This window comes from Anaerococcus degeneri, assembly GCF_017874475.1.
Lineage (GTDB): Bacteria > Bacillota > Clostridia > Tissierellales > Peptoniphilaceae > Anaerococcus > Anaerococcus degeneri.
Genome location: NZ_JAGGLO010000005.1, coordinates 68,645 through 92,057, shown reverse-complemented (window position 1 = coordinate 92,057; position 23,413 = coordinate 68,645). Strand labels below are relative to the sequence as shown.

Sequence of the window (23,413 nt, the reverse complement as noted above, 5' to 3'; positions counted from 1 at the left end):
ATGCTATACGAACAAATAAAAAAAGACGCAAATGATGGAATGAAAAAAGCCGTAGAATCTTTTGAAAGAAGAATATCTACAATCAAGGCTGGCAGAGCAACAGAAGCAATCCTTGATGGTATAACTTTCTCATATTATGGAACAGAAACACCAATCAACCAAGCTGCCACAATCTCAATTCCTGAAGCAAGACTACTTGTAATCAAGCCATGGGATAAGAACAATATTGGGCCAATTGAAAAAGCAATACTTAAGTCAAATATCGGCATCACTCCAGGTAATGACGGTGAAATCATAAGACTTCCTTTCCCTGCCCTAACAGAAGAAAGAAGAAAAGAATACACCAAAGAAGTAAATACCTATGCAGAAGATGCAAAAATAATAGTAAGAAATGTAAGACGTGATTCTATGGATGAAGTTAAAAAATCTGAAAAATCAGGTGATGTTACAGAAGATGATAGATATACACTTGAAGATGAGATCCAAAAAATCACAGATAAATTCATTAAATCTATTGAAGAAATCGCAGAGAAAAAGAACAAAGAATTAATGAATGTATAATTGAATAGGGAAAATTATAACAGGATAGTAAGTATTTTAAATAAGGACATAGGACCTAAGAAGATAGATTCAAGGACTATGTCCTTGTTTCTAAACGAGCTATCCTTGCTTTTAAATTCAGGCATAAGTTTATATGATAGCTTAAATATTATTTTGAAGCAGAAACCTGACAAGAAAGTCGCTAAGGCTGTAAGGATTATTAGAGATGGCCTAGACAAGGGGTGTGAAACTTACGAGGCTTTTTATCAAGCAAAAGATTATTTTTCACCTTTGGTTCTTGCCTTTATTAAAACTGGGATAGATACAGGTTCTTTGGGAAAAATTTTAAAGGACTTGTCAGATTTTATTTTTGAGGAAAGCAAGAATAAATCCACAGTTAAGCAAGCAATGACCTATCCAATCTTGGTACTCATAGTAAGCATCCTGGTAATTATTGCAATCATTAAATTTGTTATGCCAAGTTTTATTGAAATTTTTAAAAGTTCTGATATGGTCTTGCCACTTCCTACAAGGATAATGCTCGCCATTTCGAACTTTTTTGCTGAATACCACCTAGTGATTTTCCTTTTTATAACCTTATTTGTCTTGGTATATTTGCTATTAAGGACAAATTATGAGAGAAGGGTAAAAATTGATAAATTTATTTTTACTAGGGGACCATTGTGGGAAATCAATAGGTTAAGAGTCGAATACCAACTAACATCAATCTACTATATCCTAAAAAGAGGGGATATAGAAACTATTTATTCCTTTGATATACTAGCAGATTCCTTTAAAAATGCTTATGTAAAGGAATGTCTACTTGGAATTAAAAAGGAAGTCAATAAGGGTATGAGCCTCACTAAGGCTTTTAAGAATGCGGGAGTTTTCTCACCTTTATTACTTTCTATGGTTGAAATTGGGGAAGAGACCTCAAAGCTTGATGTCACTATGAAAAAAGCCAACGAATATTTTGCAAATGAATACATATTTAAGATTAAAAGGCTAACCAGCCTTGCTGAGCCAGTTTTGATCATAATAATGGGTTTGGTTGTAGCCTTTGTTGTATTTTCGGTTTCTATACCGATGTTCGATTCTATAAATGGATTAAGTGGGGTGTAAAGATGAAGAAAAAGAGGAAGGGATTTACCTTAGTTGAATTAATAATTGTAATAGCCATCTTAGGAATTTTGGCGGCTATTGCCATTCCTAAATATAATAAATCTAGAATACAGGCTGCAGTTACAGCCCATAAGGCAAATGTGGAGATGTTAAAATCTGCGGCTAGGATGAAGATTTTGGATGAGGACGAAAATTTTAATTGGCCTGATGATGTGGATAAAGATAACAAGAAAACCTATCTAATTTATATGGAAAAATGGCCTGAAATTCCTAATGGACTAAAGACAACTGAGAAATCATCATATAAGGTTATATATAACAATATAACTAAAGAATTGACTGTAACACCAGATGAAAAGGCCTTTGATAATTAAACAAGCAAAGCCAAAATAGTGCAGAAACTGAACATAATAGTAAATATGGAAAACAAAATAGCGATTATTTTTATAACTTTCTTAATATTCATGCTAGGAGCTTCTATTGGATCTTTCATAGGGGCTTTGGTTTATAGGCGAGAAGAAGGAATATCAATCCTTTCTCCGCCTTCTTTTTGCGACTATTGCGGCAAAAGAATTTTTAAAAAAGACTTAGTCCCTGTTTTTTCCTATATTTTATTAGGAGGAAGGACTAGGTGTTGTGGCAAAAAAATATCTATAGACAAGGTCTTTCTAGAAATTTTGGGAGGTCTTGGTTTTGTTTTTGCCTTTTTTTCTTATGGTATTTTTGAGGGATTTTTTATCGCCTTTGCCTTAATTCTGTGCCTTTTAATATCATTTACAGATTACAAATTTATGGAAATCTACGATAGGGACCTTAAAATACTTTTAATTTTAGGCTTTGTTTATAGGTTGGTATTTTTACATGTTGACCTTAGATTTCTTGCTTATTGTCTTATTTTTAGTTTAGGATTTTTGATGATAAGGTGGATTTCCAAGGGCGGACTAGGTGATGGAGATTTGTTTTTCTACTTGATCCTATTTTGTTTTTTAGAAAATTCACTAATTCTTTCTTTTGTCATGTTTTCAATTTGGGTTGGAGCAGGTATTGCAATTATAAAAGCCATAAGGCAAAGGTCACTAAAAGGAGCTATTGCTTTATGTCCAGCCATTTCAATCGCATTTTTACTTGTATTAATTTTTAAGGATTTCCTATGAAAAGACGCGGATTTACTCTAATAGAATTAATAATTGTTTTGGCTATAATTGCCATTGGTTTTGGTGTTTCAGTTTTTAATTTTACTATAATCGATAAAATTGGTGCAAAAAATGAAATCCAAACCTTTGTCGATGATTACTCCTATTTGAGAGATTTGTCACTTTCCACCAGTTTTAATAATTATATAGAATTTACTAACCGTGGATACACAATGAGCGGAGTGAGTAATAAAACTAGGAATTTGAAATATATCAAAGCTTTAAATACATCAAAAATTACCTTTGCAGAAAATGCCTATGTTTCCACTGATAAAACTAGTGATGCTTATAATTTAGTTTTTGTTTCAAAAAAAGATTCAAATATTAGATGGTATTTTACAATCGAAGCTGTAGGAGGTTACCTAAGTGAAAAAAACAAGTAAGGGCTTTACTTTAATAGAAGTCCTCTTTGCTATCTTGATTTTAAGTATGATGGCTTTATTTTTATTACCAGCTCTGGGAGTAAATCTTGATGCTTCAAAGAAAACCAAAGATACATCCGATACGATTTTTATTTTACAAGAGGCAGTAGAGACAAACAGGTCGAAGCCAATTGGCGATTATACAGAAAATATTAATGGCAAAGATGTAGTCATAAATATCGAAAAATACTCAAATCCAGCTCTTAAAGCAAATTATAAAAAAATTAGGGCAAGCTTTGGCGAAAAGACTTTTGAATTGATTGAGGCCGATGATGAATAAAAAAGGATTTAGCCTAATTGAACTAATAATAAGCCTTGCTATCATTTCATTTTTGGTCCTCGTCCTATCAAATTTATTTTCTATTAATATAAATACCTTGAATAGGTCCTATGTGGAAGAAAAAGAATACAAGGAAGCCTATACAGGTATTGCTTATATGGATGATACTTTAAGAATGAGTCATAAAATAGAAGTTGCTGCTAATAAAGATTCTAATTTCAATGCTTTTATATACAGGTATGATAAGAATAACAATGTTTATAGAGAAATGCGCTATAAATTTTATTCCAAAGATGGATTTTTATATGTTCACAGTTCTGATGAAAGCAAAGATTCAAATGGCACACCTAATAAAATAAGCGAGTGCGGACCAATTAATCTTCAATATGATGAAATGACAAAAATTATTAAAATTAATCTTACAAGCAAGAATGGCAAGTATAATTTTGAAACAGCAATCTATGTAGGAGATAAAAAATTATGAAAAAGGCCTTTATAAGTATTTATGTTTTGTTAATTCTCCTAGTTTTTGGCCTTACTATCACTTTTATCTACAAGGAAAATGAAACAAATTTCGACGCTAACCAAGCTCTCTATAATAAGAAAATTGCCATGTATGAGGCAGAGTCCATGCTTAATATCTTGATTGCAGAAAAAAACATAAATTCTTCTTTAAATGACTATGATTTATTAAGTGCCTTTGACCACAAATCTTCCTTTGAAATTAGCAGGGATAAGTCAAAGGCAAAGATTCATGATAAAAATGACGTGAAGGTTTTATCTGTGACTGCAAAATACCAAGGCACTCGTTCATGGGCGATTGCAAGTTACAAAGAAGATGAAAATAAGAAGGCCAAAATCCTATACAAGAGGGTCTATTAAGATTGCCAAAAAAACATTTATGGTATAATGATTATAGAAATTTAGAAAATAAATTGGAGGAAAAATGAAAGTATTAGTAATTAACTGTGGTTCATCATCACTTAAATATCAGTTATTTGATATGGATAATGAAGAAGTAATGGTAAAGGGGCTTGTTGAAAGAATCGGCATTGAAGGCTCAAAACTTATCCAAGAAAAAGATGGGGATAAGTATATTATAGAAGAAAACATGAAAGACCATACAGAAGCAGTTTCTCATGTATTTGATGCCCTTGTTGACAAGGACAATGGCGTAATATCAAGCCTTAAAGAAATTGACGCTGTAGGTCATAGGGTTGTCCACGGCGGAGAAAAGATTACAAAATCAGCTCTTATAGATAAAGAAGTAAGGGAAGCTATAGTAGAATATCAAAAATTTGCTCCTCTACACAACCCAGCCAACCTCATGGGTCTAGAAGCTTGCGAAAAACTATTACCAAATGTTAAAAACGTAGCAGTATTTGATACAGCTTTCCACCAAACTATGCCAAAAAGAACTTATCTATATGGTATAGATTATAAATACTACGAAGAAGACGCTATTAGAAAATACGGCTTCCACGGAACAAGCCACAACTTTATTACTAATAAAACAGCAGAAGCCCTTGGCAAGGATGTAAAAGATTTGAATATAATTTCTGCCCACCTAGGTAACGGTTCATCTATCTGTGCAGTTAAAAATGGTAAATCTTATGATACATCAATGGGACTTACTCCACTTGAAGGCCTTGTAATGGGTACAAGATCTGGTGACATGGATCCTTCAGCTGTAACTTATATAATGAAAAAAGATAACTTATCTCCAGATCAAATGGAAAATGTTCTTAATAAAGAATCTGGTGTCCTAGGTGTTTCTGGCGTATCAAGCGACTTTAGGGACCTTGAAGATGCGGCAAAAGAAGGCAATGAAAGAGCTCAAGCAGCCCTAGATATGTTTGTAACAAGAGTTAAGAGATACATTGCTGGATATATGGCAGAAATTGGTTCATGCGACGCTATAGTATTTACAGGCGGTATCGGTGAAAATTCTATTCCAATGAGAGAAGACATCATGGCAGGTTTTGAGCAATTTGGAATCAAAATCGACCCAGAAAAGAACAATGTACGCGGTGGTTGCCATGTAGTTTCAACCGATGATTCTAAGGTTAAAATCATGGTTATAGCTACAAACGAAGAATTAATGATCGCTCGTGATACAAAATCTCTTGTAGAAGCTTGACAATAAAGAAAATAGCTTATATAATATTAAAGATTGCTAAAACTGATAAGAGGAGGTGTCAAAGATGGCAGTACCAAAAAGAAGAACATCAAAAACTAGAAAAAATAAAAGAAGAGCCTCAGCTTATACTTTGAACAGATCAAACTATGTTGAGTGTCCAAATTGCCACGAAATGAAATTACCACACAGAGTTTGCCCATCCTGTGGGGAATACAAAGGCGTAGCAGTAATTGATGAACAATAGTTATTAAAGGAGTTTGTTGCCAAGCAACAGGCTCTTTTTTTATGTAAATTTAACTTCTTTATAGTATAATATATTAAATTAGAAGGGGAATTTTATGAAAATATTAATTGATACATTTGGCGCAGATGAGGGGGCAAAAGTCCTTGTTGACGGGGCAATCCTAGCACTAAAACAAAAAGATTTTATACCTGTATTTGTCGGAAATGAAAAAGAAATAGAAAAGCTAATCGATGGGAAAATCAAAGATTATGAAATAATCCACACTGACGAATATATTTCAAACGACGAAGACCCAGTTAGGGCCATCAGGAGAAAGAAAGATGCTTCTCTGGTTTTAGCCTATAATAAATTAAAAGAAGAAGGCTATGAGGGTCTCCTATCAGCAGGATCCACTGGAGGCATCTTGGCAGGAGGAATCTTTATTTCAAAGAGAATTGATGGTATAGAAAGGCCTTCATTGGCAGCACCCCTTCCAAGCATAGGTGAGCCTACTTTGCTAATGGACACAGGGGCAAATATGGATTGTAAGCCTGCCTACCTTGAAGAATTTGCAATCATGGGTAAGGTATTTTTGGAAAATGTTATCCATATTGAAAACCCAAAGATTGGACTCTTAAATGTTGGGGTAGAAAGCCACAAGGGAGATAAGCTTACCAAGGAAGCCTACGAGCTTTTGAGTGATTCAAAAGTTAATTTTGTGGGCAATGTAGAAGCAAGAGACCTTTTTACAGGCAAGGTTAACGTCATTGTTGCAGATGGTTTTGCAGGAAATGTTGCAATTAAATCTGCTGAAGGTGTTATATCAATCTTTAAATCCCAGATGAAGGATATTTTTTATAAGTCTTTTAAGAATAAACTTGCGGCCCTTGCTATCAAGGATGATTTGTCAAAATCAATGGGCAAGTTCAGCTCGCAAAATATTGGTGGTGTCCCACTACTAGGGGTAAAGTCTTATGTGTATAAAGCCCACGGCAATTCAAATGATATAGCGATTTCAAATGCCATTTTAGGACTCATTGAATATATAAATATGGACGTTATTAACAAAATACAAGGAGAATTAAATGATTAGAGAACAATTAGTAAAACTAGCAGAAGAAAATCTTGATATCGATACTTCAAACCTAGATTTTGAAAGCAAAATTTCCGATATGGATATTGATTCAATTGACCTAGTTGATTTTATCATGGTTATTGAAGAAGAATTCGATATAGAATTTACTGATGAGGAGCTAGACGAAATCGAAACTCTTTCAGATATAGTAAGTTTAATAGAAAGTAAAAACTAATGTCTTTGTCAAAAGATAGACTAGAAAAAATCGAAGAATTTGAAAAAAGTATAGGCTACACCTTCAATGACAAGGCATTGATAGATGTAGCCTTTACTCATTCATCCTTCACAAATGAAGCAAGAGTCAAGACCAAATCCAATGAAAGACTTGAATTTTTGGGAGATACTGTCCTTGATATGGTTGTAAGTGAATATCTTTTCAATACCTATAAGGAAAAACCTGAAGGTTGGCTTACAAGGACCAGGTCTAGGATTGTGTGCACCGATTCCTTTGCCAAGGCAAGCGAAAAATTTGACCTGACAAAATATTTAAGGTTTGGCATGGGCGAGAAAAAACAAGGCGGCAAGCTTAAAAAACACGTCAAGGCCGATACTTTTGAGGCTATGTGTGCGGCAATATATTTGGATTCTTCATATGAGAGACTTTTTCAATTTCTTAGGGATAATTATAAGGAAGAAGTCCTAAAAATTATAAAAGACGATTCAATGTTTTTAGATTACAAAACTAGGCTTCAGGAATATTACAATACCCACAGCAAAAAGAATCTTTCTTATGAACTAATCAAGGAAGAAGGACCAGAGCATGACAAGACTTTTACTATGGAAGTAAGGCTTGGAAATAGAGTCCTAGCTCAAGGTTCAGGCAAGAATAAAAAAACTGCAGAACAGATGGCTGCCAAAGCTGCATGCGAGTTGATCCAAAATGACTAGGCAAATCATTCCGATTTTTATACCATTTTTGGGTTGCCCACATGACTGTGCCTTTTGTAACCAAGTGAAAATTACAAATTATAAAGACAAGGCAGATGATGTTTCGATAAGAAAGCAAATTGAAGATTATTTGTCATATTTTAAGGATAAAAATACTCCAAAAGAAATTGCCTTTTATGGTGGATCTTTTACAGGCCTTCCCTATGAAACTATGGTTTCCTATTTGGAGATTGCAGGAGAATATAAAAAGAAGGGCATTATTGATAGAATCAGACTTTCAACCAGGCCTGATTATATAAATAATTCCATTCTAGATACCTTAAAGTCCTATGAGGTAGATACGATTGAACTTGGAATCCAGTCCTTTGACGATGGGGTGCTTTGCGCAAATGAAAGGGGCCATTCTGCTCTTGATTCAAAAAATGCAAGCAAAGTCATAAAAGAATATGGTTTTACTTTGGGCCATCAAATTATGCCAGGTTTGTATAAAGATGACAGTGAGAAAATCATTGCAACTGCACTTGAGTCTGCGAGAATAAAACCAGATCTAGCAAGGATTTATCCAACCTTGGTTATAAGGGATACCAAGCTTGAAAAACTTTACCAGGCTGATCTTTATCAGCCTTTAAGCCTTGAAGAGGCGGTAGAAATATCTGCGGAAATCCTAATGATATTTGCATATAAAGATATTAATGTAATTAGAATTGGCCTTCAGCCAACAGAAAACATCAATGAAGGAAGAGATGTGGTTGCAGGACCCTTTCATGCCGCTATGAGGCAGCTTGTGGAGGCTTATATTTATAGGCTCTACCTTGAAGAAATTATTAAAAGTGAAAAAATAAGGAGAGATGTCCTTATCCATGCAAAAGCCAAAGATATTTCTCTGATAGCAGGTAATAAAAAATCTAACAAAAAATATTTTTACGATAAATACAAGATAAAAATGTCCTTTGTAAATGACCATAAATTTTATTTAGAAAATGAATCTAGGATAATCGACTTGGATTTAAAAGCATTTACAAAATCCTATGTAGAAAAAAAGTACGGTGGTGATTTAAATTAGACTAGAAAGTATAGAGCTTAAGGGTTTTAAGTCCTTTGCTGAAAAAACAACAATAAAATTTGATAGCCAGATAACAGCGGTTGTTGGACCAAATGGGTCAGGCAAGTCTAATATTTCCGATGCCGTAAGGTGGGTTTTGGGAGAGCAATCCGTAAAAAGCCTCCGTGGGGCTAATATGAAGGATGTTATCTTTACCGGAGCAAAAAGCTCAATGAACATAGCTGAAGTTAAGCTTAATTTTTCTAATGAAGATAAGAAGCTTGACATTCCCTATGACAAGGTCGCTATCACACGCAGGATCTATAGGTCTGGGGAAAATGAATATAAAATAAATGACAAGAGGGTCAGGCTTAAGGATATTAGGGAATTATTTTTCGATACTGGTGTTGGCAAGGAAGGTTATTCTATAATTGGCCAGGGTAGGATTGATGAGATAATTCTGTCTTCTCCTAAGGATAGGAGGGCTATATTTGAAGAGGCTTCTGGTATTTCTAAACACAAGTATAGGCGTGATGAAGCCAGCAAAAAACTAGAGTCTGTTAATGATGACCTTGAAATAATCGAAAAGGAACTTGAATATAAGAAAAAAGACTACAATCTTTTCAAGACCTACAAGGAAAATTACCTAAAACACAGGGATTTGACCAATGAAATAAATAAAAAATCATTTTTTTATCTAAAAAACAAGTCTTATGACCTAATAAAAAAGAGAGATAATCTTAAAATTCAAATTAGGGATCTTGATGAAAAGGTAAAAACTCTAGAAAGTCAAAATTCAAAAATAAAAGAAAAACTAAGTCCCTTCAAAAAAGACTATGATCTTGATAAGGAAAGGTTGGAAAATCTTTTAGCGAGCCTTTCTTCTTATGAGAAAAATATAGAAAAGGCCCATTCAAGCCTTAAATTAAATGAACAAAAACTCGATTATGACGAAAAGGATAGGGCAAGAATTTCTGAAGTCTTATCAAGTCTTGGGACAAATTTTAATAAAGAATCCAAAGAACTTGAGGAAAAAGAATATAGTCTTAATCAAATAGAAAAATCTATTCTTGAAATCGAAAATGATTTAAAAACCAAAAAAGAAACTAGAGATGGATTAGAAAAGGAAATAAAGGCCTTGAATGATGAAATCTTCAAGGAAAAAATAGCCTATGAAGAAGTTAAGGCCAAGATTTTAGACTACCAAGTCTTTGAAAAATCAAGAGCCATCATAGATGAAAAAAGAAAAAAAGACCTTGAAGAGAAAAGGCAAAAAATCGATAAGCTTGACATAGAAATAGGTGAACTTGAAAAAGAATACGAATCTTTAAAAGCATCTGAAAAAAAACTTGATGGTGAAATTTTAGACCTAAAAGAAAAGACAAATAATCTTGCAGAGGCTATAAATAAGGCAAATGAAGAATTAGATAGGTCAATATCTAGCCTAAATAATTTAAAACTAGACCTAAAGTCCCTCCTTTCTGATTACAAAATCGAAAAGAACCTCTTGGAAAATAACCAGGGATATTTTTACCCTGTCCAAGATTTTCTTAAAAAGACAAAGATAAACGGCCTTGGAGGTTTTTATTTAGATACTCTTGCCAATTTGATTTCAGTTAAAAATGGTTATGAGGAAATAATTGACACTCTAATCGGCTCAGGACTTCAAAATATTGTAACAAGGACTAAGGATGATACTAGAGAATTAATAAATTTTGTAAATAGGGAAAAGCTAGGCAGGCTTACCTTCCTACCAATTGATTCTATAAATTCTTTTTTGAAAGAAAAACCAATAGAACCTGAAGTTGTGGCCATGGCCTATGAGCTTGTGGCATATGATCCAAAATTAAGAGGAATTATAGGTCACTTTTTGGGCTCGACAGTGGTTGTAAAAGATATAGATGATGCCATTTCCTTATCTAAAAAGATAAAAGGTTACAGAATAATAAGTTTAAACCTTGATATAATCAACACTTGGGGATCAATGGTTGCGGGAACAAATAAAAATAAGCGTTCATCAACCAATCTTTTAAATAGGAAGAAAAAACTAAATGATTTAGAAAATTCAATAAAAAACTTGACTGGCAAACAAAAAGATTTTGAAAAAAGAATATCTGAAATAAACCAAGACCTAGCTTACAAGAAAAACGAATTATTAGACCTCAAAGAAGATTTTGAAGGAAAGGATAAGAAGAAAAATAATCTTGCAAGTGAGATTGAAAGATTAAGACTTAAGATAGAATCCCTTAGTCAACTCAAGGCAGACCTTGGTGCCGAGGGGCTCGACTATGAAGATAGGGAATCTGACATCGACATAGAAAGGCTTAAGGCAGAAGAAATTAGCCTTAAGGAAGACCTAGAAAATCAAAATAGAAAACTTACTGAAAAGTCTAAGGCTTTTGATATTTTAAAAGAAGAAATTATTAGCCTTACAAATAGGCTTGAAATAAATAAGAGGGATAAGAGCCTTTTGGAAAACTCCTTAGTCAATATCAAAAATTCTTTGGAAGATATAAGGGAAAATAAAAAAATCCAAGAAAAACTATTTGCTAATCTTGAAAATGACCTGGAAGAGTCAAAGAAAAAGGCAGAATCCCTTGAAAAATCAATAAAGCTTTACCAAGAAGAAGCCGAAAAACTAAGCCAAATAATCACTGACCTAAAAGATAGCCTTTCAAAAAGGGAGGGTGAAAACAGCAAATTAATTGAGGAAAATCAAAAGCTTGAAGACCAGATAAAAAACCTTGACTTAGAAAGGGTCAAAATTTCTTATAAAATTGACTCTGCTAATGAAAACTATCAAAACCTTGAAGATGAGGTTGGCCCTTATATAACAATGAGCCTTGATGATTTAGCTGAGAAATTCAAGGCAGATGAAAAATTAAATCCAACAAAATCTGAATTAATAGACATCCAAAAAAAGATAAATGAAGTGGGATTTTTCACAGAAACAGCTCTTGAAGACTTTGATAATATCGATAAGGAAGTTAATTTTATAAAAGATCAGGTCGAAGATTTGAGAAATTCAAAGGCTGACATAGAAAAAATGATAGTAAGGCTTGAGAAGGAAATGAAGGATGAGTTTTCAAAAAACTTTGCAATCATAAATGAGAATTTCACCAAGATTTTTAAAATTCTTTTCATGGGTGGAGATGCAAGGCTAATATTAGATAGCGAAGACTTTCTGACAGCAGGGGTTGAAATTGAGGCCAAACCACCAAGCAAGTCCCTAAAATCAATCTCACTATTATCAGGTGGAGAAAAGGCCCTCACAGCTGTAGCCCTTTTATTTGCAATTTTTGAGCAAAACCCAGCTCCATTTTCAATCCTAGATGAGATTGACGCTGCCCTTGATGAAGCTAATATCAAAAGATATATAGAATACCTAAAGGGCTTATCAGACAAGACCCAATTTATTATGATTACCCACAGGCAGACAACCATGCAGCTTGCAGAGAAAATCCACGGTGTAACTATAGATGACGAGGGTATCTCAAAGCTTTATTCTATTGGCTTTGGAGAAAATTGAATAAAAGCCTAAAACTAGTAAAATAGTAAGGATAAGAGAGATTAAATTGCAGATAAATTCTAGGAATTTTTCCAAAGGAGGAAGTATGGCAATTAGAAATATAAGAATAGACGGAGATCCGATTTTAAGAAAGATATCAAGACCCGTTGATCAAGTGACAGACAGGATTAGAGTCCTTTTAGACGATATGGCAGAGACCATGTATGATGCAGATGGGGTTGGCCTTGCTGCCCCACAAGTTGGCATCCTTAGAAGGGTTATTGTTGTTGACCCAAGAGACGGGGAAGATAGCCTAGTTAAACTTGTAAATCCAGAAATAATAGAAAAAGACGGAGAACAAATTGGTGTAGAAGGTTGTCTTTCTATACCTGAATTTAATGCTACTGTTAAAAGACCAGAGCATGTTAAAGTTAAATATTTAGACGAAAATGGCCAAGAGAAAATCTGGGACGCCCACGGTTTTCCAGCGGTAATTCTTTGCCATGAAATAGACCACCTCAACGGTATTTTATTTAAGGATAAGTATATCGAAGAGTATAAGCCAGAAGAATTGGTAGAAATCAATGATTAATATATGTTTTATGGGTAATCCAAAGTTTGCTTTGCAGACTTTGGATATTCTTTATAAGGATGAAAATATAAATTTAAAGCTAGTTGTGTCAGGAAAAGATAAGAGGAGGTCTAGAAATAAATTTAGTCCGACTCCCGTCAAAAAATACGCAGAAGACAATGGTATTAGGGTGGAAACACCAGATTCTGTTAATACAGAAGACTTTGTAAATATGCTTAAAGACCTTGAAATCGACTACATTGTTGTAGTTGCTTTTGGTCAACTAATTAAAGATGTACTACTAGATAGTTTTAAGGACAGGATCATAAATCTCCACCCATCTCTTCTTCCACTATACAGAGGTGCAAGTCCAATGCAGTTTACCCTCCTAAATGGTGATGAAAAGACTGCTGCAACTGCCATGTTAATTGAAAAAGCCATGGATTCTGGAGATATCCTCATCCAAAGAGAGATGGACATTGATCCAAGTGATGATTATTTTGACCTAGAAGATAAGCTTGGAAAAATCGGTGCAGAAGCCATTAGGGATGCTCTTTTAAATTTTGACCAAGTTTATGAAAATAGAATAGTCCAAGATGATGAAAAAGCAACCTATTGTACAAAGATTGATAAGGAAATGGGAAGGATTGACTGGAATAGAACAAGTCGCCAAATCTTAGATCAAATCAGAGCCTTAGTAGGTTTTCCTGTTGCCTTTTTTGACTATAAGGGCCAAAGTGCTAAGGTTCACAAGGCAAGTCTAGGAAATTTAAAGGGCAAGCCTGGGGAAATCCTTGCAGCTAATAAAAAGGATAAAATTGTCATAGGAACAGGTGACGGATCAATTAGGATAGAAAAAATCCAGTTTCCAGGCAAAAAATCCATGGATACTACATCCTTCCTCTTAGGAAATGATATAGAAGTGGGCCTCGTATTAGAAAATGACTGACCTTGATATAATTTTTAATATACTAAAAGCTGTTATCTATGAGGACCAAAAGTCATCAGATATTATAAATGCCTATGCGGGCAGGGCTAATAACCTTCCTCTAATTACAAAAACTGTCTATGGAGTTTTGGAAAATAAAATCTACATCGACTACATGATTAGGAAATTATCTGACATCAGGCTTAAGAAAATCCACAAAAATGTGCTTTTAATTCTAGAAATAGGAATTTATAATATCCATTTTTTAGAAACAAAGGACTATGCTACAGTTGATAAACTTGTAGACTTAACAAAGGCTAAAAATAAGAGGTCAACAGGTTTTGTAAATGCTATCCTTAGGAACTTTATAAGGGACGAAAAGGAAGTTGCTATAATATATGAAAAAGATGATATAAAGAGTCTTTCAATCAGGTATTCTTTCCCAGAAGAAATCACTAGATATGTTTACGATTTTTACGGAATGGACTACACTAAAGCCTTTCTTAGGGATGCTGACAGGATTAAAGATTTAACTATCAGAGTCAATAATTTAAAGACTAATAAGGAAGATTTAAAAAATCTTTTTATAAATTCTGGATTTGAAATACAAGAAGGAAATATTTCTAAAAATAGTCTTATTGTTAAAAATCCTGCAGGACTTGCGGCATCCAAGCTTTTTAAAGATGGACTTTTTACTATCCAGCAAGAAGCATCTATGAAGGCTGTTGAGGTCTTAGGTCCAAAAGAAAATACTCAAATCTTAGACTTATGTGCGGCACCTGGGACAAAAACTACCTACCTTGGTGAATATACAAATAATACAGGAAAAATTGTCGCAAATGACATATCAAAAGCAAAAAATAAGCTTATTTTAGAAAATATCGAGAGATTAGGACTAAAAAACATAAGGCTTACAAACTATGATGCTTCAAGCTTTGTGAGTGATTTTGAAAACAAATTTGATTATTGTTTAGTCGATGCACCTTGTTCTGGGCTCGGAGTAGTAGGAAGAAAGCCCGAAATAAGATATAATAGAACTAAGGAAACGATTGTAAGGCTAGGAAGCCTTCAAAGAGAAATTCTTGAAAATGCTATAAAATACGTCAAAAAAGACGGTTATCTTGTTTATTCAACTTGCACCATTGGTCCACTTGAAAATAGGGATAATTTTAAATTTCTATTAGGAAAAGAAAACCTAGAATTAGTGCAAATCGATGGTATGGATTTTATAGAATATAAGAGTTTTGAAGATAAAACTGATGGATTTTTTATCAGTAAATTTAGGAAAATAAATGATTAGTATAAATGACAAGACAATAGGAGAAATTGAAGACTTATTTAAGGAGAAATCCTATCAAAAATTTAGGGCCAAACAGGTCTATAGGTCAATCCACGTAAATAGGATAAATGACTTTGACAAAATGACTGACCTACCGCTTAAGATGCGAGAAGACCTTAAATCTTATTTTTACTTTGATAAAATAAAGGTCCTTAAGACTTTTGAATCAAAAATGGATTCGACTAAGAAATATCTCTTGGAATTAGCTGATAAGAATATAGTGGAAGCGGTTTACATGGCCTATAATGATAGGTCCACAATCTGCATTTCTAGTCAAGTTGGCTGTAGGATGGGCTGTACTTTTTGCGCCTCAACCAAAAATGGCCTGGTTAGAAATATGACATCTTCAGAGCTAATCGAAGAAGTTTATCTTTTAGAAAGAATTAACGGACCGATTTCAAATATTGTTATCATGGGCATTGGTGAACCCTTAGATAATTTTTCTAACATAAAAAAGTTTATAGAAATAATTACAGATTCAAAGGGAAGGAACCTATCCCATAGGTCTATAACCTTGTCCACATCAGGTCTTAGTCCTAGGATAAAAGACTTGGCAGATACTGGTCTTGACGTAAATTTGGCCCTAAGTCTCCACTACGCAGACGATAAAAAGAGGGCTGTCTATATGCCAGTTGCCAAAAGATATAAAATCAAAGACCTAATTGAGTCGACAGATTATTATTTTGATAAGACCGGACGTAGGGTTTCTTTTGAATATGTTGTAATAGATGGTGTTAATAACTTAAAGGAAGATGTGGAAAATCTCCACGATTTACTTTTCGGAAAAAATGTTCACATAAATTTAATTCCCCTAAATCCAATAGAGGAATTTGATCATAAAAAACCAGGTGCAAGGGCTCTTGAAGACTTCAAGGAAAGACTTACAAAAAGAGGCCTGAACGCAACAATTAGGAGGTCCATGGGCCAAGATATTGATGCCTCATGTGGCCAGTTAAGAAATAATTATGCGAGGTAAGGATGAAATTTAGCACAATAACAAATATTGGCAAGATTAGAAGTGAAAACGAAGATTCATTTTCAAATGTTAGCCTGGGAGACTTGGACTTTTTCATAGTCGCTGACGGTATGGGTGGCCACAGCAAGGGTGACCTTGCTAGTAAACTTGCATCCAAGCTTTTTATAAAATACATAAAAGAAGCAGATTTAGGTGCTTATGACTCATATATAAAGCTCCAAGAAGAGGCAATCTTCTATGCAAATGAGGAAATTTACAAATTATCCCTAGAGGAAGGCGATATTAGAATGGGGACAACAGTAGTTTGTCTTTGCATAGACCACAAAAACAATACCTATCACCTAACTCATTTGGGAGATTCTAGGGCCTATATTTATAGGAATGACACCCTAAGCCAACTTACCAGGGACCACTCCTTGGTAAATGACCTATTAGATAGTGGGTCATTAACAGAAGATGAGGCAGAAAACTTTATTAATAAGTCTGCTATAACAAGGGCTGTGGGTACAGAAGAAAAAATTATCCCAGACAGTAAATCCCTTCCAATGGAGGAAGGAGACATAGTCTTGATGGTTACAGATGGGCTTACAAATGAATTGACAGACGAGAAGATAAAAGACATAGTAAAAGCTAATAAAGATCCCTATCAGATTTCATCAGACTTAATAGAAGCAGCTATAAACCACGGTGGCAGGGATAATATTACTGTTACAACGATTTTACTATAAGAGGGTATTATGGATAAAATAATTTTAGACAGTAGATATGAGATTATAAAAGAGATAGGCGTAGGGGGCATGGCCAAAGTCTACAAGGCTAAGGATATACTACTTGGAAGATATGTTGCCATCAAGATTTTAAAAGACCAATACGCTGAAGATGATGAATTTTCAAAGAAATTTAATAATGAAGCCCAATCGGCAGCCAGGCTTTCTCATATAAATATTGTAAATGTTTATGATATTGGAAAAGATATGCTAAATGGAAAACTTATCCAATATATAGTTATGGAATACGTCGAAGGTGAGACTTTAAAAGACTTGATAGATCGTGAAAAGGTACTAGAAAATCATGATATAATAGATTATTCAACTCAAATCGCACAAGCACTTAAGTCCGCCCATGATTCGGGTATTGTCCACAGGGATATTAAACCACAAAATATTTTGATTGATAAGTATGGTTTGTGTAAGGTAACTGATTTTGGTATAGCAAGGGTCTCATCAAATGCGACTATCACCTATACCAGTTCGATCCTAGGTACAGTTCATTATATTTCACCAGAGCAAGCAAAGGGCAAGATTGTAGATTTAAAATCTGATCTTTATTCTCTCGGAGCTGTTATGTATGAAATGGCGACAGGAAGGGTGCCTTTTGATGCGGATAACTCTGTAGGAATTGCAGTTATGCACATTCAAGATGATCCAATTCCTCCAAGAGAAATAAATCCAAATCTTTCAAAGCATTTAAATTACATAATTATGAAGCTTTTAAAGAAAGACCCAACAGAGAGATTTCAAAATGCAAGCGATCTAATCGAGGCTCTTGATGATGAATCTTTGGTCAAAGGCGAGGATTCTTTTGAAGACACAGCTAGAATCCCGATTGTAGTTCCCAAAAAAGAATCTTACCAAGAACCTATCGATGATAATAGGGAAGCTGTTTATGTATCAACAGGCGAAGGAAAAAGCCAGAAACAAAAGAAAAAAACTTCTATAAAAATTTGGCCGCTGGCTCTTCTTGCCTTTATCCTTGTGGGAGCTGTATATTTCTTTAGTTCAAGAAAATCTACAGATGAAATTGAAGTGCCAACAGTTGTAAATTTAACAGAAGAACAAGCTGTTGAACAACTTGAAAAACGTGGTTTTAGGGCGAATATAGCAAGAAATGCCGAAAGCGATGAGTACGAAAAAGGCAAGGTCATGAGCCAAGACCCTGATGCATCTACAAGGGCTAAGAAGGGAACCATAGTCAACCTTGTTATCTCATCGGGTAGGGAAATAAGTGTTCCAGAGCTTAAAAATATGAACCTTAGCCAGGCGGAAGAAACCCTAAAAGACTTAGGACTTAAAATAGGAACAACATCAACAGACTATTCAAATACTGTTGATAAAGATTTGGTAATTAGGCAAGAACCAACTTCTGGTGCCAAAGTCCAATCAGGATCCGAGGTAAATCTAGTAATTTCAGTTGGCAAAGAAGATACTACAGAGATAATCAAAGTTGGAAAATATGTTGGTATGTCAGAGCAGGATGCTATAGCAACTGCAAGAAATAACAAGCTTAGAGTAAGAAATGTTGATTACCAATATTCATCAAGTATTGACAAAGGTCATGTCATCAGCCAATCAATTGGTGCAGAAACAGAGGTTGCAGAAAATTCGGCTATAGATTTTGTAATAAGTCTTGGCCAAGAAGAGAAAAAGCAAAGTCCTAATAGGGAAGTCGAAATTAGATTAAATGTAGCGAGTGACAAGGAAAATTTCAACGTTAAAATCTACAAGATAGATAATAATGGAAATAGAAGCGACCTACTTTACAACGACTACCACACAGCAAGTGATTTAAACGAAAATGGAGTCCTAATACTTAAGTTTATGTCCATGTCTGGTACTAGTGTTGAAGTCTTAGTGGATAATGAATCTTACGGAGTATATCAGGTTAATTGATGATTGGAAAAATAATAAAAAGTCAAAAAGAATTATATTATGTGGACGCCAAGGATAAAGTTTATATGGCTAAGGCAAGAGGAAACTTTAGGGTCAAGGACAAAAAACCTTTGGTAGGAGATAATGTTGAAATAGAGGTCCTAGAGGATTCTAAGGCCTATATTACAAAGCTTCTTAATAGGAAAAACCAAATCAAAAGACCCAATATAGCAAATATTGACCAGCTTTTGGTTTTTGTAACCATAAATGATCCACCACTTAATCTCTATAACCTCGATAAGTACTTGGCAATGTGCGAGTATTTAAGTATTTCCGTGACTATGATGCTTACGAAAATAGACCTAGCACCTGATGAAAAAATCAAAGAATTGGCTAGTATTTATGAAAATATTGGTTACCAAGTGGTTTTAATTGATAATTACAAGGATTTTCCAAAAGAAAAAATTAGGGAAATCTTAAAGGGCAAGACTTCTGCGGTTTCGGGGGCTTCTGGTGTTGGGAAATCAACATTTTTATCAAACCTTATTGATGAGGAAATTGAAATTGGAGATATAAGTCAAAAGTCAAAGAGGGGTAAAAATACCACTAGACACACAGAGATTTTTAAGCTTGACGAATATAGCTTTATCTTTGATACTCCTGGTTTTGATTCCTTTGACCTGGATTTTTTGGAAGACGAAAATGAACTTAAGAATACTTTTGTGGAATTTAGGAACAGGCTTTGTAAGTTTAAGGATTGTAACCACATCAACGAACCATCTTGCAGGGTCAAGGAAGACTTAGAAGAGGGAAAAATTTCCCAGTCACGATATAAAAATTATATTCAGTTATTCGAAGAATTAAAACAAAGGAGACTTAACAAATGGTAAGATTAGCACCATCGATACTTTCAGCAAATTTTGCAAATTTACAAGGAGATTTAGACCAAACCAAGGATTGTGGACTTAAAATGATTCACATTGATATTATGGATGGGACCTTTGTGCCAAATATCTCCTTCGGTTTTAAAATCATATCTGATATTAGGGATAAAAATGATTATTTCTTTGATACTCATCTTATGATTGGGGAACCAATCAGGTATATTGAAGATTTTAAGAAGGCCGGTTCTGACAGAATAACCGTTCATTATGAGGCCTGCAAGGATTTAAGGGCTACCCTAAAAGCTATTAGAGATGCTGGTATGGAAGTAGGATTGACTGCTAAACCTGAAACAGATCCAAAATTGCTTTTAGAATATTTTGACCAAATCGATTTGATTTTGGTAATGAGTGTAAGACCTGGTTTTGGTGGACAAAAGTTTATGACAGAAACAAAAGATACCATGGCTCTTTACAGGAAATACATTGATGAAAATAATTTAGATATAAAAATTGAAGTTGATGGTGGGATTAAAACTTCCAATGTGAGGGAGGTTTTAGACCTTGGGGTCGATGAGGTTGTAGTAGGCTCAGATGTCTTTGCCAAGGATATAAGGGCACAAATAATGGCCTATCACGAAATTTTTAAAGAATACGAATAAAAAATCAAAAAGCTGGTAATGGGGATTTCTCATTTACCAGCTTATTTTTTGTTTAAATTAAAAAACTGACCCAAAGGCCAGTTTAAAAATTTTTAATTTAGTACTAAACTAAAAAAGCTTATGCTTTTTCTACTTTTCCACTTTTAATACATTTTGTACAAGCGTTAATAGTTTTTGGAGTGCCATCAACAATAGCTTTTATTTTGTGCACGTTTGCTTTAAAAGTTCTGTTAATTTGTCTATGTGAGAATGTTACAGACTTACCTGAAGCTGTACCTTTGCCACATATATCGCATGCTCTTGCCATAATTACACCTCCTCCTTATTCATCTTTATTATTCTACCAAAGTTTTATTAAAATTACAAATTTTTAGTCAATATTTTTAAGAGAGTTTTCATCCCAAAATGGTATAGTATATAAGAAATAGTAAAAAAGGAGAAATTATGGACTACAAATCTCTTTATAATAACAATAAATTCGGTCAAATAGACTTTAACAAACATTTAAAAACATATACAACTTTTGGTATAGGCGGTCCTGCTGATGTACTTGTAAGACCAACTACCATAGAAGAATTAGAAAAACTTTTAAAATTCAATCATGAAAACAAGATAGAAACTTTTGTCATGGGCAAGGGATCAAATCTTTTGGTATCTGATAAGGGAATCAGGGGATGTGTGATTATCCTGAGCGATAATTTTGACAAGGTAGACATTGACGGCGACTATCTTACAGCACTTTCTGGTACATCTTTAAATAAGGCAAGTCTTGCAGCGATAGATGCTGGCCTTGCTGGCATGGAAGAAATCTCTGGCATACCTGGATCAGTAGGCGGAGCTGTGGCTATGAATGCAGGTGCCTATGGTGGAGAAATCAAGGACGTAGTTGTAGAAATAAAAGCCTTTGATTTTGAAGGAAATCTTCATTGCTTTAAAAACGAGGAGATGAATTTTTCTTACAGACATTCAAGAATTTTTGATGATAATCTTATCGTAGTTAGTGCTAAGTTTAAACTTGAAAAGGGCGATAAAGACTTGATCAGGGAAAGGTATGAGGATTTTACAAATAGACGAGAGACAAAGCAGCCTCTTGATAAAAAATCAGCTGGCTCAACTTTTAAAAGGCCAACAGGCTCATATGCGTCAAAGTTAATTGATGAGTGCGGCCTTAGAGGTTTTAGGGAAGGCGACTGCCAAGTTAGCGAAAAACACTGCGGCTTTATTATAAATAGGGATGTTGCTACTTGTGAGGATATGCTAAAATTTATCAACCATGTGTCAGATATTGTTAGGGAGAAAACAGGCTTTGTTTTAGAGCGTGAGGTAAAATTAGTCGGAGAATTATAGATGAAATTAAAGATAATTACAGGTCTTTCTGGCTCAGGCAAGACAACAGCCCTAAGGGCTTATGAAGATTTAGGATACTATGCTATGGATAATGCCCCAGCCTATTTGGTGGAAAAATTCATAGAACTTAATAAATTCCAAAAAAATCCAATAGAAAAAATGGCTGTTGTTATAGATTTTAGGTCATTTTCAGTAGACAATGATATTTACAAATCTATAAAAAGTCTAAAGAAAGCCAATGATGATACTGAAATAATCTTTATTTATTCTAGCGATGAAATTATCCAAAAAAGATACAACGAGCTAAGAAGGCCACATCCACTTGGGGAGTACGGCAATGTTTCAGATGGACTTGAAAAAGAAAAGAAACTCTTAAAGCCTCTTAGGGATATTTCTGATAAGCTAATAGACACCACAAATTATAAAATTGCTGAGTTAAGGCAAGTTATAGAGTCAAGTGCAAACAAGACTAACAATATGATAATAAACCTCATATCTTTTGGTTATAAGTATGGCGTAAGCGCTGACTTCGACTTTGTTTTTGATATGAGATTTATTCCAAATCCATTTTATGTTCCTGACCTTAAGAAATTAAACGGCACAGACGAAAAATTAGGTGATTACCTTGGCCAATTTGATATAATAGGTGACTTTGAGGATAGGGTTTATGGCCTTATAAAGAGCCTATTACCTTCCTATGCAAAGGAAGGGAAGAATATCATTACCATTGCATTTGGATGCACTGGTGGCCAACACAGGTCGGTTTACATGGTAGAGAAAATGTATGAGAAGATGAAAGATGACGATTATATATTAATTAAGAAACACAGAGAAAAGGATAAGTGGTAAGATGAGATATTTAAAACGATTAGACCTAAAAAACATAAAAAATGCCAGAGACCTGGGAGGAGTGCCCACTTTGGACAAGAGGTCAACAAAGTGGCACGAATATTTTAGGGCAGCAAGCCTTGACTATGTAGAAGATGTTGATATAAATGATTTAAAAGATTTAAATGTTTCAACAATAATTGACCTAAGAAGGGAAAATGAGATTGACTTTGAATCTGATACCCACAAAAAAATCAAGGAGAATTTTGATTATCACCACATTTCCCTAGCTCCAGATAAGGAATTCAGGAAGGAAGAAATCGATAAAATTATTTCTGGACAAATTACTGTTGGCCAGTCTTATAGAAACTTAATCGACCATTACCCAGCTGTTAAAGAGATTGTTAGAGTCCTTGCCAATGCGGAAGGATCAGCTCTTTACCATTGCCAGGAAGGTAAGGATAGGACTGGTATTGTATCGATGATTATAATGGGTCTTGCAGATGTGCCTAGAGGAGATATTATAGCTGACTATGAGACATCATCAGCCCATCTTGGTTATATAGAAAATTATGGTGAAGATGAGCCTTTTTCAATTTTTAGGATTACAGACCCATATTACATGAAAGAAGCCTACGACTATGTTATAAACAAATATGGCAGCTTTGAAGCTTATCTACTTCATGCGGGTGTTGATGCTGAAGATATAGAAAAACTAAGGAGAAGGATTAGGGACTAGT

27 protein-coding genes are annotated in these 23,413 nt (G+C 34.3%); 26 read left to right on the top strand and 1 reads right to left on the bottom strand.

The genetic code is table 11. The features are described 5' to 3' along the window. The 23 genes from frr (at position 1) to rpe (ending at position 20,498) form a co-directional block, all read left to right on the top strand. Positions 1–561 (top strand): ribosome recycling factor, encoded by a 561-nt coding sequence (frr, locus tag J2Z38_RS06600; RefSeq protein ID WP_209774018.1) that lies wholly within the window; start codon positions 1–3, stop codon positions 559–561. Next, positions 562–1,662 carry a type II secretion system F family protein gene (locus J2Z38_RS06595; protein WP_209774015.1) on the top strand — a complete coding sequence of 367 codons (1,101 nt, stop codon included), beginning with the start codon at positions 562–564 and terminating at the stop codon, positions 1,660–1,662. Positions 1,663–1,664: 2 nt separating this feature from the next. Continuing rightward, positions 1,665–2,036 carry a pilin gene (locus J2Z38_RS10710; RefSeq protein ID WP_209774012.1) on the top strand — a complete coding sequence of 124 codons (372 nt, stop codon included), beginning with the start codon at positions 1,665–1,667 and terminating at the stop codon, positions 2,034–2,036. Positions 2,037–2,081: 45 nt separating this feature from the next. Further along, positions 2,082–2,816, top strand: coding sequence for a prepilin peptidase (locus tag J2Z38_RS06585; RefSeq protein ID WP_209774010.1), 735 nt, complete (start codon positions 2,082–2,084; stop codon positions 2,814–2,816). Next, positions 2,813–3,238, top strand: coding sequence for a prepilin-type N-terminal cleavage/methylation domain-containing protein (locus tag J2Z38_RS06580; protein WP_209774007.1), 426 nt, complete (start codon positions 2,813–2,815; stop codon positions 3,236–3,238). The genes J2Z38_RS06585 and J2Z38_RS06580 overlap by 4 nt, the downstream gene beginning before the upstream one ends. Continuing rightward, complete coding sequence (locus J2Z38_RS06575) at positions 3,222–3,557, top strand: type II secretion system protein (RefSeq protein WP_209774004.1); 336 nt, start codon at positions 3,222–3,224, stop codon at positions 3,555–3,557. The genes J2Z38_RS06580 and J2Z38_RS06575 overlap by 17 nt, the downstream gene beginning before the upstream one ends. Further along, positions 3,550–4,041, top strand: a complete 492-nt coding sequence (locus tag J2Z38_RS06570) for a PilW family protein (RefSeq protein ID WP_209774001.1) — start codon at positions 3,550–3,552, stop codon at positions 4,039–4,041. Before J2Z38_RS06575 ends, J2Z38_RS06570 begins: the two co-directional genes overlap by 8 nt. Beyond that, on the top strand, positions 4,038–4,439 hold the full coding sequence (locus J2Z38_RS06565; RefSeq protein WP_209773998.1) for a hypothetical protein: 402 nt from the start codon (positions 4,038–4,040) through the stop codon (positions 4,437–4,439). Before J2Z38_RS06570 ends, J2Z38_RS06565 begins: the two co-directional genes overlap by 4 nt. Positions 4,440–4,503: 64 nt before the next feature. Continuing rightward, positions 4,504–5,697, top strand: coding sequence for an acetate/propionate family kinase (locus J2Z38_RS06560; RefSeq protein ID WP_209773995.1), 1,194 nt, complete (start codon positions 4,504–4,506; stop codon positions 5,695–5,697). 64 nt (positions 5,698–5,761) lie between these two features. After that, positions 5,762–5,941: a 50S ribosomal protein L32 gene (rpmF, locus tag J2Z38_RS06555; protein ID WP_004830014.1), complete on the top strand. Its 180-nt coding sequence runs from the start codon at positions 5,762–5,764 to the stop codon at positions 5,939–5,941. A gap of 94 nt (positions 5,942–6,035) precedes the next feature. Then, the gene (gene plsX, locus J2Z38_RS06550; RefSeq protein WP_209773992.1) at positions 6,036–7,013 is read left to right on the top strand and encodes a phosphate acyltransferase PlsX; all 978 of its coding nucleotides are present in this window, start codon (positions 6,036–6,038) and stop codon (positions 7,011–7,013) included. Beyond that, on the top strand, positions 7,006–7,230 hold the full coding sequence (locus J2Z38_RS06545; protein WP_209773989.1) for an acyl carrier protein: 225 nt from the start codon (positions 7,006–7,008) through the stop codon (positions 7,228–7,230). The genes plsX and J2Z38_RS06545 overlap by 8 nt, the downstream gene beginning before the upstream one ends. Continuing rightward, positions 7,230–7,943, top strand: coding sequence for a ribonuclease III (rnc, locus tag J2Z38_RS06540; RefSeq protein WP_209773986.1), 714 nt, complete (start codon positions 7,230–7,232; stop codon positions 7,941–7,943). Before J2Z38_RS06545 ends, rnc begins: the two co-directional genes overlap by 1 nt. Continuing rightward, positions 7,936–9,006, top strand: a complete 1,071-nt coding sequence (locus J2Z38_RS06535; protein WP_209773983.1) for an elongator complex protein 3 — start codon at positions 7,936–7,938, stop codon at positions 9,004–9,006. Before rnc ends, J2Z38_RS06535 begins: the two co-directional genes overlap by 8 nt. Next, the gene (gene smc, locus J2Z38_RS06530) at positions 9,002–12,514 is read left to right on the top strand and encodes a chromosome segregation protein SMC (RefSeq protein WP_209774161.1); all 3,513 of its coding nucleotides are present in this window, start codon (positions 9,002–9,004) and stop codon (positions 12,512–12,514) included. Before J2Z38_RS06535 ends, smc begins: the two co-directional genes overlap by 5 nt. A gap of 85 nt (positions 12,515–12,599) precedes the next feature. After that, positions 12,600–13,085, top strand: a complete 486-nt coding sequence (gene def, locus J2Z38_RS06525) for a peptide deformylase (RefSeq protein ID WP_209773970.1) — start codon at positions 12,600–12,602, stop codon at positions 13,083–13,085. Next, positions 13,078–14,013, top strand: coding sequence for a methionyl-tRNA formyltransferase (gene fmt, locus J2Z38_RS06520; RefSeq protein WP_209773968.1), 936 nt, complete (start codon positions 13,078–13,080; stop codon positions 14,011–14,013). The genes def and fmt overlap by 8 nt, the downstream gene beginning before the upstream one ends. Next, entirely contained in the window at positions 14,006–15,292 is a 1,287-nt protein-coding gene (rsmB, locus tag J2Z38_RS06515; RefSeq protein ID WP_209773966.1) for a 16S rRNA (cytosine(967)-C(5))-methyltransferase RsmB, read from the top strand. The genes fmt and rsmB overlap by 8 nt, the downstream gene beginning before the upstream one ends. Further along, positions 15,285–16,307 carry a dual-specificity RNA methyltransferase RlmN gene (rlmN, locus tag J2Z38_RS06510; RefSeq protein ID WP_209773964.1) on the top strand — a complete coding sequence of 341 codons (1,023 nt, stop codon included), beginning with the start codon at positions 15,285–15,287 and terminating at the stop codon, positions 16,305–16,307. Before rsmB ends, rlmN begins: the two co-directional genes overlap by 8 nt. Positions 16,308–16,309: 2 nt before the next feature. Next, positions 16,310–17,035 (top strand): Stp1/IreP family PP2C-type Ser/Thr phosphatase, encoded by a 726-nt coding sequence (locus tag J2Z38_RS06505; RefSeq protein WP_209773950.1) that lies wholly within the window; start codon positions 16,310–16,312, stop codon positions 17,033–17,035. A gap of 9 nt (positions 17,036–17,044) precedes the next feature. Then, a complete protein-coding gene (gene pknB / locus J2Z38_RS06500; protein WP_209773949.1) occupies positions 17,045–18,976 on the top strand; it encodes a Stk1 family PASTA domain-containing Ser/Thr kinase in 1,932 nt (643 codons plus the stop codon). Then, a complete protein-coding gene (gene rsgA / locus J2Z38_RS06495; RefSeq protein ID WP_209773947.1) occupies positions 18,976–19,845 on the top strand; it encodes a ribosome small subunit-dependent GTPase A in 870 nt (289 codons plus the stop codon). The genes pknB and rsgA overlap by 1 nt, the downstream gene beginning before the upstream one ends. Next, positions 19,839–20,498 carry a ribulose-phosphate 3-epimerase gene (rpe, locus tag J2Z38_RS06490; RefSeq protein ID WP_209773940.1) on the top strand — a complete coding sequence of 220 codons (660 nt, stop codon included), beginning with the start codon at positions 19,839–19,841 and terminating at the stop codon, positions 20,496–20,498. The genes rsgA and rpe overlap by 7 nt, the downstream gene beginning before the upstream one ends. Before the next feature lie 118 nt (positions 20,499–20,616). On the opposite strand, the gene rpmB is transcribed toward rpe, so the two are convergent. Further along, positions 20,617–20,805, bottom strand: coding sequence for a 50S ribosomal protein L28 (rpmB, locus tag J2Z38_RS06485; RefSeq protein ID WP_209773937.1), 189 nt, complete (start codon positions 20,803–20,805; stop codon positions 20,617–20,619). 137 nt (positions 20,806–20,942) lie between these two features. Between rpmB and murB the strand changes: the two genes are divergently transcribed. From murB to J2Z38_RS06470, 3 genes are read left to right on the top strand one after another with little or no spacing between them, the layout of a single operon-like run. Beyond that, positions 20,943–21,845: a UDP-N-acetylmuramate dehydrogenase gene (murB, locus tag J2Z38_RS06480; protein ID WP_209773935.1), complete on the top strand. Its 903-nt coding sequence runs from the start codon at positions 20,943–20,945 to the stop codon at positions 21,843–21,845. Next, a complete protein-coding gene (rapZ, locus tag J2Z38_RS06475; protein ID WP_209773932.1) occupies positions 21,846–22,694 on the top strand; it encodes an RNase adapter RapZ in 849 nt (282 codons plus the stop codon). It begins immediately after the preceding gene. A 1-nt stretch (position 22,695) separates the two neighbouring features. After that, positions 22,696–23,412, top strand: a complete 717-nt coding sequence (locus J2Z38_RS06470; RefSeq protein WP_209773924.1) for a tyrosine-protein phosphatase — start codon at positions 22,696–22,698, stop codon at positions 23,410–23,412. Position 23,413: the final 1 nt, after the last annotated feature.

Excerpts from the sequence above, each read along its gene's own strand:
- frr (WP_209774018.1), top strand. The coding sequence starts at position 1 with ATGCTATACGAACAAATAAAAAAAGACGCAAATGATGGAATGAAAAAA.
- J2Z38_RS10710 (WP_209774012.1), top strand. The coding sequence starts at position 1,665 with ATGAAGAAAAAGAGGAAGGGATTTACCTTAGTTGAATTAATAATTGTA.
- J2Z38_RS06585 (WP_209774010.1), top strand. The coding sequence starts at position 2,082 with ATGGAAAACAAAATAGCGATTATTTTTATAACTTTCTTAATATTCATG.
- J2Z38_RS06580 (WP_209774007.1), top strand. The coding sequence starts at position 2,813 with ATGAAAAGACGCGGATTTACTCTAATAGAATTAATAATTGTTTTGGCT.
- J2Z38_RS06570 (WP_209774001.1), top strand. The coding sequence starts at position 3,550 with ATGAATAAAAAAGGATTTAGCCTAATTGAACTAATAATAAGCCTTGCT.
- J2Z38_RS06565 (WP_209773998.1), top strand. The coding sequence starts at position 4,038 with ATGAAAAAGGCCTTTATAAGTATTTATGTTTTGTTAATTCTCCTAGTT.
- J2Z38_RS06560 (WP_209773995.1), top strand. The coding sequence starts at position 4,504 with ATGAAAGTATTAGTAATTAACTGTGGTTCATCATCACTTAAATATCAG.
- rpmF (WP_004830014.1), top strand. The coding sequence starts at position 5,762 with ATGGCAGTACCAAAAAGAAGAACATCAAAAACTAGAAAAAATAAAAGA.
- plsX (WP_209773992.1), top strand. The coding sequence starts at position 6,036 with ATGAAAATATTAATTGATACATTTGGCGCAGATGAGGGGGCAAAAGTC.
- J2Z38_RS06545 (WP_209773989.1), top strand. The coding sequence starts at position 7,006 with ATGATTAGAGAACAATTAGTAAAACTAGCAGAAGAAAATCTTGATATC.
- rnc (WP_209773986.1), top strand. The coding sequence starts at position 7,230 with ATGTCTTTGTCAAAAGATAGACTAGAAAAAATCGAAGAATTTGAAAAA.
- J2Z38_RS06535 (WP_209773983.1), top strand. The coding sequence starts at position 7,936 with ATGACTAGGCAAATCATTCCGATTTTTATACCATTTTTGGGTTGCCCA.
- def (WP_209773970.1), top strand. The coding sequence starts at position 12,600 with ATGGCAATTAGAAATATAAGAATAGACGGAGATCCGATTTTAAGAAAG.
- fmt (WP_209773968.1), top strand. The coding sequence starts at position 13,078 with ATGATTAATATATGTTTTATGGGTAATCCAAAGTTTGCTTTGCAGACT.
- rsmB (WP_209773966.1), top strand. The coding sequence starts at position 14,006 with ATGACTGACCTTGATATAATTTTTAATATACTAAAAGCTGTTATCTAT.
- rlmN (WP_209773964.1), top strand. The coding sequence starts at position 15,285 with ATGATTAGTATAAATGACAAGACAATAGGAGAAATTGAAGACTTATTT.
- J2Z38_RS06505 (WP_209773950.1), top strand. The coding sequence starts at position 16,310 with ATGAAATTTAGCACAATAACAAATATTGGCAAGATTAGAAGTGAAAAC.
- pknB (WP_209773949.1), top strand. The coding sequence starts at position 17,045 with ATGGATAAAATAATTTTAGACAGTAGATATGAGATTATAAAAGAGATA.
- rsgA (WP_209773947.1), top strand. The coding sequence starts at position 18,976 with ATGATTGGAAAAATAATAAAAAGTCAAAAAGAATTATATTATGTGGAC.
- rpe (WP_209773940.1), top strand. The coding sequence starts at position 19,839 with ATGGTAAGATTAGCACCATCGATACTTTCAGCAAATTTTGCAAATTTA.
- rpmB (WP_209773937.1), bottom strand. The coding sequence starts at position 20,805 with ATGGCAAGAGCATGCGATATATGTGGCAAAGGTACAGCTTCAGGTAAG.
- murB (WP_209773935.1), top strand. The coding sequence starts at position 20,943 with ATGGACTACAAATCTCTTTATAATAACAATAAATTCGGTCAAATAGAC.
- rapZ (WP_209773932.1), top strand. The coding sequence starts at position 21,846 with ATGAAATTAAAGATAATTACAGGTCTTTCTGGCTCAGGCAAGACAACA.
- J2Z38_RS06470 (WP_209773924.1), top strand. The coding sequence starts at position 22,696 with ATGAGATATTTAAAACGATTAGACCTAAAAAACATAAAAAATGCCAGA.